The 16,256-nt window shown below is 65.5% G+C and carries 18 protein-coding genes; 10 read left to right on the top strand and 8 right to left on the bottom strand.

Annotated elements, in window-relative coordinates:
* Positions 1-6 precede the first annotated feature (6 nt).
* The 7 genes from KVX96_RS07730 (at position 7) to KVX96_RS07700 (ending at position 5,479) form a co-directional block, all read left to right on the top strand.
* Entirely contained in the window at positions 7-702 is a 696-nt protein-coding gene (locus KVX96_RS07730) for a hypothetical protein (protein ID WP_261193784.1), read from the top strand.
* Between the two features lie 7 nt (positions 703-709).
* A complete protein-coding gene (locus tag KVX96_RS07725) occupies positions 710-1,468 on the top strand; it encodes a Stf0 family sulfotransferase (RefSeq protein WP_261193783.1) in 759 nt (252 codons plus the stop codon).
* 37 nt (positions 1,469-1,505) lie between these two features.
* Positions 1,506-2,651, top strand: coding sequence for a GSCFA domain-containing protein (locus KVX96_RS07720; RefSeq protein ID WP_261193782.1), 1,146 nt, complete (start codon positions 1,506-1,508; stop codon positions 2,649-2,651).
* Between the two features lie 32 nt (positions 2,652-2,683).
* The gene (locus tag KVX96_RS07715) at positions 2,684-3,454 is read left to right on the top strand and encodes a hypothetical protein (protein WP_261193780.1); all 771 of its coding nucleotides are present in this window, start codon (positions 2,684-2,686) and stop codon (positions 3,452-3,454) included.
* A gap of 40 nt (positions 3,455-3,494) precedes the next feature.
* A complete protein-coding gene (locus tag KVX96_RS07710; RefSeq protein ID WP_261193779.1) occupies positions 3,495-4,271 on the top strand; it encodes a hypothetical protein in 777 nt (258 codons plus the stop codon).
* Between the two features lie 13 nt (positions 4,272-4,284).
* Positions 4,285-4,887 carry a sulfotransferase family protein gene (locus tag KVX96_RS07705; RefSeq protein WP_261193777.1) on the top strand — a complete coding sequence of 201 codons (603 nt, stop codon included), beginning with the start codon at positions 4,285-4,287 and terminating at the stop codon, positions 4,885-4,887.
* A gap of 79 nt (positions 4,888-4,966) precedes the next feature.
* Positions 4,967-5,479: a ClbS/DfsB family four-helix bundle protein gene (locus tag KVX96_RS07700; protein ID WP_261193775.1), complete on the top strand. Its 513-nt coding sequence runs from the start codon at positions 4,967-4,969 to the stop codon at positions 5,477-5,479.
* Positions 5,480-5,489: 10 nt separating this feature from the next.
* On the opposite strand, the gene KVX96_RS07695 is transcribed toward KVX96_RS07700, so the two are convergent.
* The 3 genes from KVX96_RS07695 to KVX96_RS07685 form a co-directional block, all read right to left on the bottom strand.
* Entirely contained in the window at positions 5,490-5,900 is a 411-nt protein-coding gene (locus KVX96_RS07695; protein ID WP_261193774.1) for a VOC family protein, read from the bottom strand.
* A gap of 71 nt (positions 5,901-5,971) precedes the next feature.
* Positions 5,972-6,364 carry a Cu(I)-responsive transcriptional regulator gene (cueR, locus tag KVX96_RS07690; RefSeq protein ID WP_261193772.1) on the bottom strand — a complete coding sequence of 131 codons (393 nt, stop codon included), beginning with the start codon at positions 6,362-6,364 and terminating at the stop codon, positions 5,972-5,974.
* A gap of 9 nt (positions 6,365-6,373) precedes the next feature.
* Complete coding sequence (locus KVX96_RS07685) at positions 6,374-8,884, bottom strand: heavy metal translocating P-type ATPase (RefSeq protein WP_261193770.1); 2,511 nt, start codon at positions 8,882-8,884, stop codon at positions 6,374-6,376.
* 250 nt (positions 8,885-9,134) lie between these two features.
* Between KVX96_RS07685 and KVX96_RS07680 the strand changes: the two genes are divergently transcribed.
* Positions 9,135-9,431: a hypothetical protein gene (locus tag KVX96_RS07680; protein ID WP_261193768.1), complete on the top strand. Its 297-nt coding sequence runs from the start codon at positions 9,135-9,137 to the stop codon at positions 9,429-9,431.
* A gap of 72 nt (positions 9,432-9,503) precedes the next feature.
* Here KVX96_RS07680 and KVX96_RS07675 read toward each other — a convergent pair whose 3' ends face one another.
* Together KVX96_RS07675 and KVX96_RS07670 are read right to left on the bottom strand one after the other, a co-directional pair.
* Positions 9,504-10,259, bottom strand: a complete 756-nt coding sequence (locus tag KVX96_RS07675) for a L,D-transpeptidase (RefSeq protein ID WP_261193767.1) — start codon at positions 10,257-10,259, stop codon at positions 9,504-9,506.
* A 148-nt stretch (positions 10,260-10,407) separates the two neighbouring features.
* The gene (locus KVX96_RS07670) at positions 10,408-11,859 is read right to left on the bottom strand and encodes a sulfatase-like hydrolase/transferase (RefSeq protein ID WP_261193765.1); all 1,452 of its coding nucleotides are present in this window, start codon (positions 11,857-11,859) and stop codon (positions 10,408-10,410) included.
* Positions 11,860-12,012: 153 nt separating this feature from the next.
* On the opposite strand from KVX96_RS07670, the gene KVX96_RS07665 reads away from it, so the two are divergent.
* Both KVX96_RS07665 and KVX96_RS07660 read left to right on the top strand, forming a co-directional pair.
* Positions 12,013-12,771 carry a FadR/GntR family transcriptional regulator gene (locus KVX96_RS07665; RefSeq protein WP_261193764.1) on the top strand — a complete coding sequence of 253 codons (759 nt, stop codon included), beginning with the start codon at positions 12,013-12,015 and terminating at the stop codon, positions 12,769-12,771.
* 72 nt (positions 12,772-12,843) lie between these two features.
* Positions 12,844-13,731, top strand: a complete 888-nt coding sequence (locus KVX96_RS07660) for an SMP-30/gluconolactonase/LRE family protein (RefSeq protein ID WP_261193763.1) — start codon at positions 12,844-12,846, stop codon at positions 13,729-13,731.
* Here the strand turns inward: KVX96_RS07660 and KVX96_RS07655 are convergent.
* From KVX96_RS07655 to KVX96_RS07645, 3 genes are read right to left on the bottom strand one after another with little or no spacing between them, the layout of a single operon-like run.
* Positions 13,715-14,566 carry a hypothetical protein gene (locus KVX96_RS07655; protein ID WP_261193762.1) on the bottom strand — a complete coding sequence of 284 codons (852 nt, stop codon included), beginning with the start codon at positions 14,564-14,566 and terminating at the stop codon, positions 13,715-13,717. The two genes, KVX96_RS07660 and KVX96_RS07655, sit on opposite strands and share 17 nt — an antisense overlap.
* Complete coding sequence (locus KVX96_RS07650) at positions 14,547-15,491, bottom strand: formylglycine-generating enzyme family protein (protein ID WP_261193761.1); 945 nt, start codon at positions 15,489-15,491, stop codon at positions 14,547-14,549. The genes KVX96_RS07655 and KVX96_RS07650 overlap by 20 nt, the downstream gene beginning before the upstream one ends.
* A complete protein-coding gene (locus tag KVX96_RS07645; protein WP_261193760.1) occupies positions 15,484-16,206 on the bottom strand; it encodes a GntR family transcriptional regulator in 723 nt (240 codons plus the stop codon). Before KVX96_RS07645 ends, KVX96_RS07650 begins: the two co-directional genes overlap by 8 nt.
* Between the last annotated feature and the right edge of the window lie 50 nt (positions 16,207-16,256).

Raw genomic sequence — 16,256 nt, 5'->3', positions numbered from 1 at the left:
AATTCCGTGGCTCTCAAGAACCAGATCCTTTCCCTTATCACCGAAATGCGCGGCCGTCTCGACGAGCTCGAAAGCCTGACCCGCGCCATGCCCGTCAGCTCGGTGCCTTCGCCGGCCAGCTTCGAGGAAGAAGGCGTTGTCTCGCTTCTCTCTGGAAAGGCTCTCGGATTTGGCACTGAGGCCATCGACGAACCACTCGAAATCTCGCCCTATTCGCTGGTCGGCGATTTCTTCCAGATCGGCGCGCCCTCGCCCAATGCTGTGGCGCGGATCGAAAGCTTCGAGCTTTCGGATCTGCACCGGCCCGCGGATAGCGACGAACTGTTTGGCTGGTCGATCTACCCGGTGGAGCAGGACAGCGCCTGGATGACCTATGAGTTCACGCTCAAGGGTATCGATTTCGAGGCCTACGACTGGTTTGAATGGGTGCTGAAGTGCTCCGCCTCCATTCCGGAAACCGTCTCGTTGCGGTTTCACGTAGACACGGACTCCTTCCATGATCCGATCCAGCGCTCCGATATCCGGCTGAATGAATACGCAAGCTTCATCTATGCGCGTCTGAGCCGCGAGGAAATCCTGGCACATATTGGCAATTCCGATGTTCGCAAGATCCGCCTTGAGCTGGGCGCAAACGGAACACGCTCGCCTATGCGGCTCTACAATTATAACGTTTTCGGCAAACGCAATAAAAACGATAGCTGACACACCCATGGACACCGACAAATCCCTCGCCCAAACGCCCGTCATTTTCTGCGCCACTCAGCGCAGCGGCTCCACCATGGTTGTTGATGATTTCGTCAATCTCGCCGGGTACGAGCGCAGTGAATCAGAGGCCTTCTACGCCCAGGTACTGGCACACGATGAAAACGGAGCCATGCCGTGGCAGAAGGCCTATGAAACCGTGCGCCGCTTCCGGGAGGGCAAGGGCCCTGTGTTTTACGACAAGGTGATGTTTCACTACCTGCACAAGCTCTCACGGAAGATCGACCCGGTTGCCCATGATGGCTCCTGCGCGCCCTTTGCCAAGTTCTTCTCCGACGCCACCTGGGTCTTCATCCGGCGCGCCAATATCTTTGAGCAGTCGGTCTCCAAATACGTCGCCGAAGAGCTCAATATCTGGGACAAGCGCGCCACCAAGGATGATCAATTCAACCTTTCCATGGAATTCAACGTGGAAAAGGCCAAGGGCTATGCTCGCGCCCTTGCCAAGGAAGACAGACGCTGGGTCTGGTTCTTCCGCAAGAACGGCATCACGCCGATCGAAATCTACTACGAGGACGCCGTTGAGAACTTTCCTCACTACCTCGCGCCGCTGTTCAACGCGGCCGGGGTCGACGGCGCCTTCGACGCGCCGCCTGAGCGGCGCATGCAGAAACTGGGCAACCGCCGGAACGTGGTGCTGAGCGATATTTTGCGGGATTCAACGATCCGCGACCTGATGCTCAAATCCATGACGAGCGAGGGCTAGGCCCCGGCCCACGTCATTTTAACAAGGGACTTTTGACATGGCAGACCACGAAACCCCCTACACCCATCTTCCGCCTGAAAAATTCTGGCGCAGCGGGGTTGCGCAAAAGCACATCACGCAGCTGGAAAACGTCTACACCAAGAAGTTCGACATCGCCGCCGAGGATCGCATTTCGACCCAAGGCAGTTGCTTTGCACAGCATGTGGCGCGCTACATGAAGGAAGCCGGCTACAACATCATCGACATGGAGCCGCCGCTCCCCGGCATGACCGATGAGACGGCAAAGAAGTTCGGCTATTCTGTTTACTCGGCCCGATACGGCAACATCTACTCCGTCCGCCAGTGGCTTCAGCTGTTTGACGATGCCCGCGAACAGGCGGTGCGAGAGGAAGATGTTTTTGAGCGCGACGGCCGCTATTACGATGGCCTGCGCCCGGCCGTGGAGCCTTATGGGCTTGGTTCCAAGGAAGAGGTGATCGAACACCGCAAGAAGCACCTAGAGAATGTGCGCCGTCTGTTCCGTTTCACCGATGTCTACGTTTTCACCCTCGGCTTGACCGAATGCTGGGTGAACCGTGAAAGCGGCACTGTTTACCCGATCTGCCCGGGCGTGATCGCAGGCACGTTCGACCCTGAGAAATACGAGTTCCGCAATTTCCGCTACGAGGAAGTCTACCGCGATTTCGTGATGCTGCGCCGCAAGATCAAGCGGATGAACGAGAACGCGCGTTTCCTGATCACCACCTCGCCGGTGCCGCTCACCGCCACCGCCACCGACAAACACATCCTCGTGGCCTCCTCGCACACCAAGAGCGTACTGCGTGCCGTGGCTGGTGGGCTCTATGACGAGTTCGACGATGTGGATTACTTCCCCGGCTACGAGATGGCCACGACCCACACGGCGCGCGGTTTCTATTACAACCCCAACCAGCGCACGATCTCGCCCGATGGTGTGGCGCTGGTGATGAAGGCTTTTCTGGACCAGCACAGACCGATCACCGCCAAACCCAGCGACGACGAGCGCGCCGCCCAGATTGCCGCGCGCCGCGCGGCCCGCGGCCTGCCCCCGCTCGAAGGGCGCGCCGGGGCGGCTACAGCGGGAAAGGCCGCGGGCCGCAGCGGAGGCGCAGGCGAGGAAGAGCTTGTCTGCGAGGAAATCATGCTTGAGGCCTTCGCGAAATGACGAGGAAAGGCTGCCTGATCGGCAACTCCCACATGACGTGTTTCGCTGAAGCCTGGAAAGAGGTTTCCGATCTCTATCCGCAGGCGGACCTGACCTTCTTCGGCGCCCCCGGCCAGACGCTGAACGCCACCGCCCTTGAGAACGGGGAGATTCTGCCCACCTCTGAGCGCACCAAGCGCGCCTTCTCCTACACCGCCGAGAAAGACAGTGTGGTGCTGGCGGAGTATGATTTCTTCGTGCTCATCGGTGCGCGCACCGGGGCCGGCGTAGCAGCGCAGCTGCAGCGCCAGCATCGGCTGATCGGCCAAACGGGCCGCACCAAGGTACGCAACCTCGTCTCCGATGCCGCCTTTCAGGCCGCGATGTATGATTACTACCGCACCGGGGCGATCGGCCATCTGGCCAGCCTGCTGAAGGCGGGCGGCGTGAGCGCTCCGGTCTTCGTCTACTCCAGCCCCAACGCCGATATCCGCGTCACCAAGATGGACAACATCGCCGGTGCGCTCTATCGCGAATACGTCGAGGCACCCGATCCGGTGCCGATCCTTCGGATGGCGCAGCAGACGGACGACCGCCTGCGCGCCGAAGGCCTGATCCCGATTCCGCAATCGCCGGAAACCGTGGTCAACGACATCATGACCGACAGCCGTTTCTCGATCTACGCCGATGCGCTGGCCAAGGGCGCAGACCCGGACGGCGATGACGTGCGCCACATGAACGCGGCGTTCGGAAAGCTTGCTTTGAAGGATCTCTTCAACAGGCTCGCCGAGGAGCAGAACCAGCCGAAGACGGACGCAGCATGACAGAACGCATTTTCGGAAAGCTGGCGCAATGACCCTTTGCATGATCGGAAATTCCCATCTCGCCGCCCCCAAGCTGGCGTGGGAGGCATTCGCGCAGGAAACCGGCGCTGCGGAACCTGATTTCTACGGCTCCGCCCGCGACACGATGCTGGCAACTACCGTGGAGAACGGACGGCTCGTGGCGCTCAGCGATACGGTTGCCCGAAACTTCATGGCCTCGGCCGGGCGCGACAGCATCGCGCTCGAGGAATACGAGGGTTTCATCGTCATCAGTTCCACTCTCGGCCTGCGCAGCCTTGTGGCGATCCTGCACCAGCACGCCCGCAGCGGTGAGGCCCGCGAGACCCGCTTTGTCGCTTCGGATGCGGCGATTTCGGCCGCCTTTGACGATATGGTCTTCCAGTCCGCCGGGGGCCATGTGGCCCGTCTACTGCGCCGCGCGACGGACAAACCCGTCTGGCTGGTGGACCGTCCGCAGCCCGGCGTCGGGATCCTCACCGCCAAAACCGCCATGGCCGACGCCTTCGCCACACTAAACACTTCCGAAAGCCGGAGCGCGCTTGACGGGCTGCTGCAGCGCCAGCGCGACAAGGTTGAGGCCGAAGGCATTGCCACTCTGCGCCAACCCGCCGACACCCTGCAGGATGGCTGGCTTACACTGGAACGGTTCAGCCAAGATGCCCGCAAGCTGCATGGGGCTGCCGCCTATGATGCGGAGGATCATTTTCACATGAACGCCACCTATGGCGCCGCCCTGCTTCGGGCGATCTGGCCTACTGTCACCGGGGCGCAAGTCGCTGTGGCCACGGCCTCCTGACGGACAGCTGCCCATGCTCGCCTTTCCCGAACATGCGCTCGTGCTGTTGGCTGTTCCGAAAACCGGCACCACAGCGCTGCATAATGCGCTTGAAGCCCACGCCCAGATCCGCCTCGTGCGCACCGGCACCGGCAAGCACATGACGTTCCGGCGCTACAGCGAGCTTCTGGCCCCCTTCATGGAAGCCTACAGCGGCGGCGCGCCCCAGCGCAGCGTCGCCGTGCTGCGTGAGCCTGTGGAATGGCTCAACAGCTGGTATCGTTTCCGCGCCCGGCTGAACCCGGCGCGCAACCCGGCCTCCACCGCCGGGATCAGCTTCAACGAATTCGTCGCCGATTACCTGTCGGAAAACCGCCCCCGCCACGCTGACCTGATGCCTCAGGCGGCCTATGTGGTGGGCAAGGGTGACGCACCCGGTGTCAGCCACCTGTTTCGCTACGAAGCCCTTGGGCTGGCCGCGGATTTCCTTTCTGAGGCTCTGGGCGTCACGCTGGATCTTGAGCGCACGAATGTCTCCCCCCGGGGCGACACCGCCCTCGACCCGGCCCTCAAGTCCAGTTTCATGGCGCGCCATGCGCTGGATTTCGAGCTCTACGAACAGGCTGTCGCAAGCTGATCCCAGGCGCGCGATTTGATGTCGCGCAAGGCGCAGGGCTGCGATCCCGGTCAGGTTGGCTTCAGCAAGGAGGCCCGCCATGGCAGCGCAATCAAAACCCGAGCTCCTGCAGATCACGGAAACGGAATTCACCAAGCTTGCAAAGCTTCTGGACGGGGTTTCCCACGCCGAGGCGCTCAGGAAGGATGCCGAGGATACGTCGATCAAGGATGTGGTCGCCCATCGAGCTCATTGGATCGATCTGTTTCTCGGCTGGTACGCGCAGGGGCAGGCCGGGGCGAAGGTCCACTTCCCGGCGGAAGGCTACAAGTGGAACGATCTCAAGCGCTACAACGCCGATCTGCGCGCGCGGCAGGCGGGGCTGGGCTGGCCCGAGGCCCGCGCGCTGCTGGCAGCCAATCACAGCAAGCTCATCGCCTTTCTTACGCAATCCAGCGAGGCGCAGCTCTATGGCGGCCCGATGAAAGGCGGCAACAACGCCTGGACAGCGGGCCGCTGGGCCGAGGCGGCGGGGCCGAGCCACTACCGTTCGGCGGCCAAATACATCCGCGCACGGCAGCGCGCCATGGCGGCCATGTCAATCGGGGGCTGATGCGCGGACCTCAGCCGTCGCTCCCCGGCTCGGCCGGGTTGTTTGAAAAGAGCGCGATCTTGTTGCCGTCCGGATCGCGCAGATAGGCGACGTAGAACCCAGCACTATAGGCCGCGCGAAAGCCTGGCGCGCCCTCATCGGACCCGCCTGCCGCCAGCGCTGCGGCGTGCAGTGCGCGCACCTGGGCCTGGGTTTGCGCCTGAAAGGCCACCATCGCGCCATTGCCTGCGGAGGCGGGTTGCCCGTCGAACGGCGGCTTTACGTAGAAATCCGGCGAGGCGGTCGAATGACCTGCAGAAGGCGCGAAACTCAGCCCCTCCGGCCCCTCCTCCAGGCTGTAGCCAAGGGCAGGCAGGAAGGCGGTGTAAAAACGCTTGGCGCGGGCGATATCCGCCGCGCCGACGGTGACATAGGCGATCACGGGCTCTGCTCCCTGCTCTGTTGGATGGCGCTCACACCCATGTCTGGCATGAACCCCGCCGCGCCGCCACGTCAGCCCCCCTGCCCGGCCAGATCGGTGAGGATCGGGCAATCCGGGCGGGCGTCGCCGTGGCAGCAGTCCACCAGGTGGGAGAGCGTGTCGCGCATGGCCTGAAGCTGGGCGAGCTTGGCGTCGATCTCGGTCAGGTGCTCCTGCGCGATGGCCTTCACCTGCGCGCTTTCGCGGGCGTCGTCCTCGTAGAGGCTCAGGAGCACGCGGCAATCCTCGATCGAGAAGCCAAGCGCGCGGGCGCGGCCCAGAAAGGCGAGCTTGTGCAGATCACTTTCGCGAAAAGAGCGGTAACCATTGGCGCTGCGCAGGGGCCGCACGAGGCCGATGTCCTCGTAATAGCGGATCGTCTTGGCGGGCAGGCCGGTGCGGTTGGAGACGTCTCCGATGTTCATGGCGGCCTCCTATTGTGCCGGTTGTTGGGCGGGCTGGGCCGCTGCGCAGCGCGCAGGCGCGCTTTCCGCCATCACCGGCGCGGTGCGCCGCAGCCGGAGCGCGTTGGTGAGCACCGAGACCGACGAGAGCGCCATCGCGCCGGCGGCAAAGACGGGCGAGAGCAGGATGCCGAAGGCCGGGTAGAGCACACCCGCGGCCACCGGGATCAGCGCCACGTTGTAGCCGAAGGCCCATGCGAGGTTCTCGCGGATGTTGCGCATGGTCCGGCGGGAGATATGGGTGGCGTTCACCACGCCGCGCAGATCGCCCGACATCAGCACCACATCGGCGCTTTCAATGGCCACATCCGTGCCGGTGCCGATGGCGATGCCCACGTCGGCCTCGGCCAGCGCGGGTGCGTCGTTGATGCCATCGCCCACGAAGGCCACCGGCCCGTGGGCGGCGCGCAGCGCGGTGAGCGCCTCGACCTTGCCGCCGGGCAAAACGCCCGCGATCACCGTATCGATGCCCAACTCGCGGGCAATCGCCTCCGCCGTTTCGCGCTTGTCGCCCGTGATCATCGCCACCTGCAGCCCTTCGGCTTTCAGCGCCGCGATGGCAGCACGGCTCGTGGGCTTTACCGGATCCGCCACGGCGATCACTGCTGCCACCTGCCCGTCGAAAGCGGCAAAGAGCGCCGTGCGCCCCTTGGCAGCGAGGCGGGTTTCCTCGCCCTGAAGGGAAGCGGTCTCGATGCCTTCTGCCGCCATGAAGCGATCCGCCCCCACCAGCACGTCGCGCCCCTCTACCAAAGCGCGCACACCGTGGCCGGTGACAGAGGCGAAAGCTTCCGCCGCAAGCACGGGCGCGCCTTCTGCCCGCGCGCCGCGCAGGATGGCCTCGGCCACCGGGTGCTCCGACAGCGCCTCCACCGCCGCCACATGGGCCAGCACATCCGCCCGCTCAAAGCCTTCCGCCAGCACCACATCGGTGAGCGCGGGCTTGCCCTCGGTGACGGTGCCCGTTTTGTCCAAGGCGATCACGCGCACATCCGACAGCCCCTGCAGCGCGTCGCCCTTGCGAAAGAGCACGCCCATCTCAGCGGCGCGCCCGGTGCCGACCATGATCGAGGTGGGCGTGGCGAGCCCCATGGCGCAGGGGCAGGCGATGATCAGCACCGAAACCCCGGCCACCAGCGCGAAGGTCAGCGCCGGATCGGGGCCAAAGAGCAGCCATGCCAACACGGTGAGCGCGGCAGCCAGCATCACGGCGGGCACGAACCAGAGCGTGACGCGGTCCACCAACCCCTGAATGGGCAGCTTCGCGCCCTGTGCTTCTTCCACCATGCGGATGATCTGAGCGAGCGTCGTTTCCGCCCCCACCCGCGTGGCGCGCACCGTCAGGCTGCCGGTGCCGTTCACCGTGCCGCCCGTTACCGGCGCGCCTTTGGATTTGGCGACTGGCAGCGGCTCGCCGGTGATCATGCTCTCATCGACGTTGCTCGTGCCATCAAGCACCACGCCATCTGCAGGCACCCGCGCGCCGGGGCGCAGCAGGATCCTGTCGCCCACGGCCAGTTGACTGGCGTCGATCTCCAGTGTTTCGCCGCCCCGCTCCACCAGCGCCGTGCGCTCCTGCAGGCCCAGCAGCGCCTCAATGGCCGCGCCGGTGCGCCCCTTGGCGCGGGCTTCCAGCCAGCGGCCCAGTAGGATCAGCACCACGATCACCGCCGCCGCCTCGAAATAGACAGCCCGCACGCCCGCAGGCAGCAGGCCCGGCAGGAAGGTCGCCACCACCGAATAGCTCCAGGCCGCCCCTGTGCCGAGCGCCACGAGGCTGTTCATGTCCGGCGCGCCTTTCAGGAGCGCCGGGAGGCCCTTGGCGAAGAAGCCTCGCCCGGGGCCGAAAAGAACGAGGGTCGTCAGCAGGAACTGGATCACCCAGGAGGCCTGCATGCCGATCGTGGTGTGGATCAGGGTGTGAAAGGCCGGGATCATATGCGCGCCCATCTCCAGAACGAAGACCGGCAGGGCCAGCGCGGCGGCAAAGCGCAATTGGCGGGCCAGCGCCTGCGCCTCTTCCTCCTTGCGCGCGCTGCGGCTTGTGGCCTCTTCCGCCTCGGCCAATCTGGCCGGGTAGCCCGCTTGCGTGGCCGTGGCGGCCAGATCCGCCTGGCTCAGAGCGCCTTCAAGATAGGTGACCTGCGCGGTTTCCGCGGCGAGGTTCACCGAAACCTCCAGCACGCCGGGCACCGCCAGCAGCGCCTTCTCCACCCGACCCACGCAAGAGGCGCAGGACATCGACGCAATCGCAAGCCGCGCCCGCGCTTCTCGTGCCGGGTAGCCCAACTCCGAAAGCCGCGCCGCTGCCGCGCGCACGCTCTGCGCACCCGCATGGCCAAAGCGCGCAGCTTCTGTTGCAAGGTTCACCGAGACATCGCTCAGCCCTTCGACATCGGAAAGCCCTCGCTCCACGCGGCCCACACAGGAGGCGCAGGACATGCGCTCCACGCTCAAGGTGATCTGTTCCGGTCCGGCCATGGCATGCGTCTTTCGATGGGCAGTGTTACCTGTCAGATAAAGCCTCCAGTGACTGGAAGCTCAAGCCCTCCCGGCGCTCAAATCGCCAAAACCCGCCCCCTGAGCCGAACTGTCGCGCCCCAGTGTGCCCCGGCGAAGGCCCTGCACGCTTGCGTGAACCCGCCTGCCCCACCCCGACACGCGATGGACGCAGGCGGCCGGGAGTGCTAGCAAGGGGCAGAACACGGGGCGAGTGAACAGGTATACCGCTATGAAATCCAAGAAACTCCTGGCCTTTGGCCTGATCATGGCCGCGGCAGGCTGCAACGTTCAGACCGGCTCCACCGGGAACACCGGGGCCACCGTCGGCGCGGCAAACGGCTACGCGCCGGCCTCGGACGCGATCCGCGCACTGGCCGCGCCCAACCAGAACCTCAACGCCGTGCGCGTGGACCCGAACGACGGCTGCTACTGGTTCCTCTACAACGGCCCCGTGGAAAGCACGGGCCTGCCGCTGAGATCGACAGAGGGCCGGCCAATCTGCACCGGGGCCGCCGTCGGGGCCTGAACCCTTTCAGACAAAAGCAAAAAAAGCCCGTCCGTCCGGACGGGCTTTTTCATTTCAAGGGCTTTTCACCGCTCAGGCGCCGCCGAGCGCCCGTTCTGCCGGGTAGAGGATGGCCGAGGATCCGGTGGAGACGTTGTCATACAGCCCGATGATATGGGCCATGACCATGCGCACGCAGCCAGAGCTCGCGCGGCCCCCGATGGAGCGCGGCAGCGGGGTGCCGTGGATGCGCAGGTAGGTGTCGCGATTGCCGGAATAGAGATAGAAGGCGCGCGCGCCCAGAGGGTTGTTGGGGCCGCCGTTCATACCGTTCTTGTGCTGCGCATAGAGATGCGGATCACGCTCGATCATCGCGTCGGTGGGCCGCCACGTGGGCCATTTGGCCTTGCGCCCGATGCGGTAGGTGCCGGGCTCATAAAGGTTGCCGCGCGCGATGGCAACGCCGTAGCGCATGGCCGTGCCGCCACTGGGCTCGATATGGTAGAGGTAGCGCGCCACGGCATCGACGTGGATGTCGCCCGGCCGCAGGCCCGGATTGGCCTCCACGCGTTGCGGCAGGAAGCGCGGATGGAAGCCCCATGGGTTGGAAGTCGCCGGGTCATAGCCCGCCGGCGTGACCTGCGCATCCCAGGCGTTCCACTTGCTGGGCGGCGAAACAGGGGCAGGCGCGGGCTTTGGCGCCTGCTGCACGACCGCTTGTTCCACCGGTTGCTCAGCCAAGGCCTCCACCGGCTGCGCCTCTGTCTGCGCCAGTACAGGCTGCGCGATGGGGCCGGAGAACAGCAGGGTCGTCCCGGCGATAAAATGGCGGCGCGTGAGCTCTGTCATGTCCACTGTCCTTTTCGTCGCTTTCCCCGGACGCACCGGGTCTGATCTTTGGTTCTACCGGATTCTGCGGAAAAGGACATACCCACGCAGATAACAATTGCGCGCGTCAGCTGGAATGTCGGCCAACCCATGGCCCAGCCCCTGCCCCCTAGCCTTTCAAGGCCAGGTTCAGATGCGGCTTGTGATCATGCTGTGCCTCTGCGGGGCGGCCGTCGATGTAGCTTCCGACGGGGAGCTGGTAGCCGCCGCAGGCCAGCGCATCATTTTCCGCCCGCATCCAGCCGAAGAGCCGCGCTTTCAGACGCGCCTTCTCCGCTGCCAGCGCCGGATCCTGCGCGCGGTTCATGCGCTCCTGCGGATCGGCCTCCAGATCGTAGAGTTCTTCGATGTCATGGGGGCTCCAAGCGTATTTCAGCCGCGATTCGCGGATACCGCGGAACTTGAACTGGCGGCCCTGATAGGCGTCATAGCCGTAGAAGGCGCAATCGGCGGTGCTGGCCGTGTAGCTGCGGGCGCGTTCCTCTGCACTCAGCACATCGGCGCCTGCGCTTTGGGCGATCAACGTGGGCATCAGATCGCGAAAGCTCACGTAGCCCTCCTGCCTCTGCCCCGCGTCCTGCCCCGTACCCTGCCCAGTACTCTGCCCTGGCGCGCGGATCAGCATCGGGATGCGCATGACTTCCTCGTAGAAAAACGGCCCCTTGTCGAACCAGCCATGGGCGCCAAGCATCTCGCCGTGATCGGCGGTGAAGGCCAGCGTGGTGGAGGCATCCAGCCCCAGCGCCGTCATATGCGCTCGGAACTGGCCGAAGAGATCGTCAATGAAAGAGCAGAACCCCCAGTAATGCTGCGCGGTGCGGCGCCAGTCGTCCTGCGTGAGGCTGCGGGTGTCCTGGCAGGGCCAATAGGCCGCGCCCTGCGCCTGCGGCTTTCCTACCTCGGAGAACTGCGGCAGGTGGTTTGCGGGCATGAAATCCGGCGGCAGATCGTCATAAAGCGCCACCCATTCCGCTGGCACATGGTGCGGGAAATGCGGCCCCGGCAGCGAGACGATGAGGCAGAAGGGCTGATCGCCCTGCGCCAGCCGCTCCAGTTCCGCCATGCCGATACGCACGCGGGTTTCATCGGGATGGGTGCCTTTGGTAATCGTGCCGTAGAAGGGCGTCTTGCGGGGGCTGGCGAACTCCAGATCGGCGGGCGGGATCAGCGGATCGTAGCCGCCATCGCTCATCAAGGCGCGGATGCCGCGTTCGGTGAGCGTGCCATCGCCAAGGTGCCATTTGCCCACGAAGGACACGGCATAGCCCGCCGCCTGCAGGCGTTCCATATAGGTTGGGTGGCTCGGGTGCAGCTTGCCATTCGGGTAGAAGCTGGAGCCTTGCACATTGTCCATCGTGCCGGTCTGATGCGGCCATTTGCCGGTAAAGAGGCTCGCCCGCGCCGGGGTGCAGAGCGGCACGGATGTGAAGGCGTTCACATGGTTCGTGGCCTCCTGCGCGAAGGCCTGCAGATGGGGCAACCTGGCCGGGCTCTCGGGATCGTTCAGCGTGTCCCAGCGCCATTGATCGGTGATGAAAAGAACGATGTTCTGCGCTGTCATGGGGTGGAGTCCTGCGGATGGGGCGATGGGATTTTTAACAAACATAATATCTTTATTGGGATGAATGGAAGCCCTCAAGCGGAAGAAATCCATGAAAGCCGATTGCGCAGGCTGAAAAATATATTATTATTTCGGGAAACACAGGAGTCCACCATGCCCCCGTCCGATACCGATCTTCTGCTGTCGCGCAGTTCGGCGTTCAGCCGCTCGCTTGCGGGGCAGCTTGCCCGCGATATCGGCGAGCGGATCCTGTCGGGGTCACTGGCGCCGGGGCAGCTGCTGCCCGATGAAAACGCGCTCTGCGAGGAGTTCGACGTCAGCCGCACGGTGGTGCGCGAAGGGGTAAAGCTCTTGGTGTCCAAGGGCCTGCTGGAAGTGCGGCAGCGCGTGGGCACGCGGGTGCAGGACGTGCGCAACTGGCAGATGCTGGATCGCGACGTGCTGATGTGGCACCAGTCCATCCAGATCGACGGCGCGCGGCTGCAGAGCCTGATGGAGCTGCGCCAATCCATCGAGCCCGACGCCGCCTTCCACGCCGCCACCCGCCGCAGCGACACGCAGCTGGCCGCCATCGTGGCCGCGAGCGAGCGGCTTTCCGAACACGCCGGGGAGAACAGCAAATACGTGCTGGCCGATGCCACCTTCCACATTGCCGTGCTGCGGGCGGCCAACAACCCCTACCTCGATGCGTTGGAGAGCGCGATCTTCACCGGGTTGATGCTGTCGATCCGCATCACCAACCCCGACGAGGCGCGCAATCTGAAATCCGTGCCGCTGCATAAATCCATCGCCGATGCCATCGTCGCGCAGGATGCCACGGCGGCGCGGGCCCATATGCAGACGCATCTGGAGGACGCCGCCGCCCGGCTCACGCAGGGGCTTGCGGCGCAGGGCGCGTCGGGCGGGCGCTGACTGGAGTCTGACAGGGCTTCACATCAAAGATAATATCTTTTAATCCTTGCGCACCCGACTGCGCGAGGCCAAATGACAGCTCCCCTTTCCGCTCCCCGCCTGCTCTGCGATGCACAGGCGCTCTGTGGCGAAAGCCCCGCGTGGGACATGGCCACGCAGCGGCTGTGGTGGGTGGACATCGCCGCCCACCGTCTGCACCGGCGGCACCCCGAAACCGGCCTGTGGGAGATCTGGCAGATGCCGGAGCTGATCAGCGCCGTGGTCTGTACCTCCTGCAGCGCCCGCCCGCTGGTGGCGCTGAAGAGCGGGCTCTTCCGCTTCTGCGCCGAGACAGGCGCGCTCACCTTCCTGCACAGCCCCGAACCCGGCCTTGCGGGCAACCGTCTGAACGATTGCACCACCGACCCTGCGGGCCGCCTGCTCGCCGGCACCATGAGCGAAGGGGCCAAAGCGGCAACGGGGGCGCTGTACCTTTACGGGCAAAGCGGCCCGCGCCGCCTGCACGGCGGGCTCACCGTGGCCAATGGCATCGCCCATGCCCCCGATGGCGCGCGGCTCTACGTGGTGGACAGCGCCGCCGGTGTGATCCTTAAGCTCGCATATGATGCCCCAACAGGCATGGCCAGCGCCCCGCAGGTGCTGGCGCAATATGCGCCGGAGCAGGGAAAGCCCGACGGCCTCTGCGTGGATGCGGAAGGCGCGATCTGGGTGGCCTTCTGGGATGGCGCGCGGGTTGAGCGGCTTGCACCGGATGGCGCTGTTCTGGCCCGCTATCCCCTGCCCGTGAAGCGCCCCACCAGCCTGTGCTTCGGCGGGCCAGACCTGCAGACGCTGTTCATCACCTCCGCCCGGATCGGGCTGGAAACGGCAGGGCCGGACGGCGGGTTATTCTACCTCAAAGCACCGGCCCCCGGGCTGCCTGTTACTTCGGCAAACTGGCCCCTTAGCCCGCTTGCGTAAGGGTGAGCTCCACCTCGAACCGATGCGTTGCGCCCGGCGCAAGCCGCGCCGCGCCCGCCCCCGGCAGAGCGTTTGCCGCCAGCGTTGTCGGCTCGATCGCGAGTTGATAGAGCGGGGCGTCTGTTGGCCAGCCGCCGTAGCTGTACCAGAGCCCGGCATGGGGGGCCGAGGCCGCGTGCCATGAAAAGCGCAAGCCCCCGCCGTCGGGGCCGCGCAGCTCTGCCTCGGCCCGGCCTCGCACGGCTGCGAAAAGCTTGCCCGCCACCGCAGCCTCAGGCCCGCGCACCGGATCGACAGCGGAAGGGCTTACAGGTTGCCCTTCTGCCGTGCGCCAAGGCCCAAGCCCGCGCGTGATCAGCCGATCCCCCGGCGCACAGGCCAGAAGGCAATGCTGGCTCCAGAGCCAAGGCCGCGATGTTTTTGACGTGTTTTCAATATCATAGCGCAGCAAAAGCCCCCGTTCGCGCAGGATCACACTACGGCGGAAGGTGACGCCCGCGCCCTCAAAAGCCAGCACCAGACGCCCCGGCGTGCGCCGCTCCAGCCGCCACGGACGCGCCCAGAGCACCCCGTGATCGCGCAGGGCCCCGCCCCATGCGGGATGGCGGCAGGCGGCAACAGAAGGGAAGCATTCATCCCAGCCGCTGGCGTGATCCAGAAACCGCGCGCGCGGCCCCAACCCCTTGGGCAGCGGGCCGGGCACGATCCACTCCCGCACGCTGCGGCGATCCACGAGCGACACCACCCGCGCGCCCGCCTCCGGAACGAGCCGCAGGACGAGCCGGGCGTTTTCCAGCCCGACGCAGGCTGGGGCCTTAGGCCGGCGGGCTGTCATAGACCACGCGAAAACCAGTGTGGGCGGAGGTACTGTCGGGCGTGTTGCCGGTGCGCGCCGGGATGCGGTAGCGGTAGCAATAGCTCTCGTGGCACAGGAACGAGCCGCCCTTCAGCAGCTTCTGCCCGGCGCGCGCGGCGGCGGCATTGGCGGGTTTGGCGCTGCGCGACAGGGAGCGCAGGCGGAAGGGCTCGGCCGTCCATTCCCAGACATTGCCCACCATCTGGTGCAACCCGTAGCCATTGGGCGCGAAGGCGAGCACGGGGGCCGGGCCGTCATGGCCGTCGGCGGCGGTGTTCTGGTGGGGAAAATCGCCCTGCCAGATGTTGCAGGGGAAATGGGCGGTGTCATCAGGCGGCGCATCGCCCCAGGGAAAGCGCACATCGCCCAGCCCGCCGCGCGCGGCGTGTTCCCACTCGATTTCACGCGGCAAGCGCCCGCCCGCCCAGGCGGCAAAGGCGCGCGCATCCTCCCAGGCAATATGGGTGGCGGGCAGATCACCGGCGGCCTCGGCCCCTTGCGGGCCGCAAGGGCGCGCCCATGTCGCGCCGTCGATGCGCCGCCACCACTCAAGCCCGGCCACGCCCAGCGTGCCCGCCGCGCCGCCGGGCACATGGGTGTGAAACACGAAGGACCACCCCAGCCGCTCGGCCAGTGTCACATGGCCCGTGGCCGCCACGAAACGCGCAAACTGGGCCACGCTGATCGCGCCCTTCCCCCACCAGAGCGCGGGGATCTTGCGAACCTGCGGCGGACCTTCGCAATCGCCGGGAATGACGGGATCGCGCGTGCCAAGCTGCGCGCGCCCGCCGGGCACGGGGGCGCAGTTGCGCTGGTGGTGGATGGACGCGTCGACCGGCTGGGCGGTGGCAATGGCAGGCGCGACAGAGCCCCCTGTCCCCGGCGGGCAACACCCTTCAGCCATGGCTGCGCGGCTCGCGCGATTGCTCCACCCGCAACTGGTTCACGAGATGCCGCCCGGCATCGCCGATATGGCGGCGCAGCGCTTCCTGCGCGCCCGCCACATCCTGCCGCGCGGCGGCGTCGATGATGGCGCGGTGCTCACGCAGGATCGCCTCCTGCCGGCCCAGCGCGATGGGAATGCGCGTGCTGATCGCGCCCATGATCTCGCGGTGCTGCTTCCAGGCGTCAAAGGCCACGCGGTTGTAATGGCGCGCATACATCGTTTCGTGAAAGGCGTTGTTGAGCGCGGTGTGGCGGACCTTGTCGGCAAAGTTCAGCGCCTCGATCTCGGACTGGATCCTGTCCAGCTCGGCGATGTCCTCGGCGCTGGCGGTTTCCACGAAGAGCTCCATCAGGTAGGGCTCCAGCAGGTAGCCGACCTCGGCCACATCGCGCACGTAGTCCATGTCGATCGCCCGCACGCGCGCGCCCTGGTTCTGGGCAAAGAGCACCAGCCCCTCGCCGCGCAGCTGCTGCAACGCCTCGCGCACGGGATTGGTGGAGGAATTGTGCCGCTTGGCCAGTTCCGAGATCTTCAGCCTCTCATTGGCCTTGAGCGTTCCGGCAAGAATATCGTGCCGGATCTGCTCGTAGATGGACTCTGTAGGGGTGCGCTCACCCTGCTCGGAAGCGCCAACCGCGATGGGGCCCGTCTTTGGCATTGAAAATCCGTTCATCTTTCCGTCAAACCTTCCGGTAATATGTCAGATTTCCGCCCTCGAAACCA

The organism is Pseudoruegeria sp. SHC-113, assembly GCF_025376885.1.
Taxonomy (GTDB): Bacteria; Pseudomonadota; Alphaproteobacteria; order Rhodobacterales; family Rhodobacteraceae; genus Pseudoruegeria.
The sequence above is the reverse complement of the archived record's forward strand: the minus strand, read 5'-3'. Positions and strand labels throughout refer to the sequence as shown.

Excerpts from the sequence above, each read along its gene's own strand:
- KVX96_RS07650 (WP_261193761.1), bottom strand. The coding sequence starts at position 15,491 with ATGGCTGAAGGGTGTTGCCCGCCGGGGACAGGGGGCTCTGTCGCGCCT.
- KVX96_RS07720 (WP_261193782.1), top strand. The coding sequence starts at position 1,506 with ATGGCAGACCACGAAACCCCCTACACCCATCTTCCGCCTGAAAAATTC.
- KVX96_RS07660 (WP_261193763.1), top strand. The coding sequence starts at position 12,844 with ATGACAGCTCCCCTTTCCGCTCCCCGCCTGCTCTGCGATGCACAGGCG.
- KVX96_RS07645 (WP_261193760.1), bottom strand. The coding sequence starts at position 16,206 with ATGAACGGATTTTCAATGCCAAAGACGGGCCCCATCGCGGTTGGCGCT.
- KVX96_RS07680 (WP_261193768.1), top strand. The coding sequence starts at position 9,135 with ATGAAATCCAAGAAACTCCTGGCCTTTGGCCTGATCATGGCCGCGGCA.
- KVX96_RS07665 (WP_261193764.1), top strand. The coding sequence starts at position 12,013 with ATGCCCCCGTCCGATACCGATCTTCTGCTGTCGCGCAGTTCGGCGTTC.
- KVX96_RS07670 (WP_261193765.1), bottom strand. The coding sequence starts at position 11,859 with ATGACAGCGCAGAACATCGTTCTTTTCATCACCGATCAATGGCGCTGG.
- KVX96_RS07710 (WP_261193779.1), top strand. The coding sequence starts at position 3,495 with ATGATCGGAAATTCCCATCTCGCCGCCCCCAAGCTGGCGTGGGAGGCA.
- cueR (WP_261193772.1), bottom strand. The coding sequence starts at position 6,364 with ATGAACATCGGAGACGTCTCCAACCGCACCGGCCTGCCCGCCAAGACG.
- KVX96_RS07700 (WP_261193775.1), top strand. The coding sequence starts at position 4,967 with ATGGCAGCGCAATCAAAACCCGAGCTCCTGCAGATCACGGAAACGGAA.
- KVX96_RS07725 (WP_261193783.1), top strand. The coding sequence starts at position 710 with ATGGACACCGACAAATCCCTCGCCCAAACGCCCGTCATTTTCTGCGCC.
- KVX96_RS07675 (WP_261193767.1), bottom strand. The coding sequence starts at position 10,259 with ATGACAGAGCTCACGCGCCGCCATTTTATCGCCGGGACGACCCTGCTG.
- KVX96_RS07685 (WP_261193770.1), bottom strand. The coding sequence starts at position 8,884 with ATGGCCGGACCGGAACAGATCACCTTGAGCGTGGAGCGCATGTCCTGC.
- KVX96_RS07715 (WP_261193780.1), top strand. The coding sequence starts at position 2,684 with ATGACGTGTTTCGCTGAAGCCTGGAAAGAGGTTTCCGATCTCTATCCG.
- KVX96_RS07705 (WP_261193777.1), top strand. The coding sequence starts at position 4,285 with ATGCTCGCCTTTCCCGAACATGCGCTCGTGCTGTTGGCTGTTCCGAAA.
- KVX96_RS07655 (WP_261193762.1), bottom strand. The coding sequence starts at position 14,566 with ATGACAGCCCGCCGGCCTAAGGCCCCAGCCTGCGTCGGGCTGGAAAAC.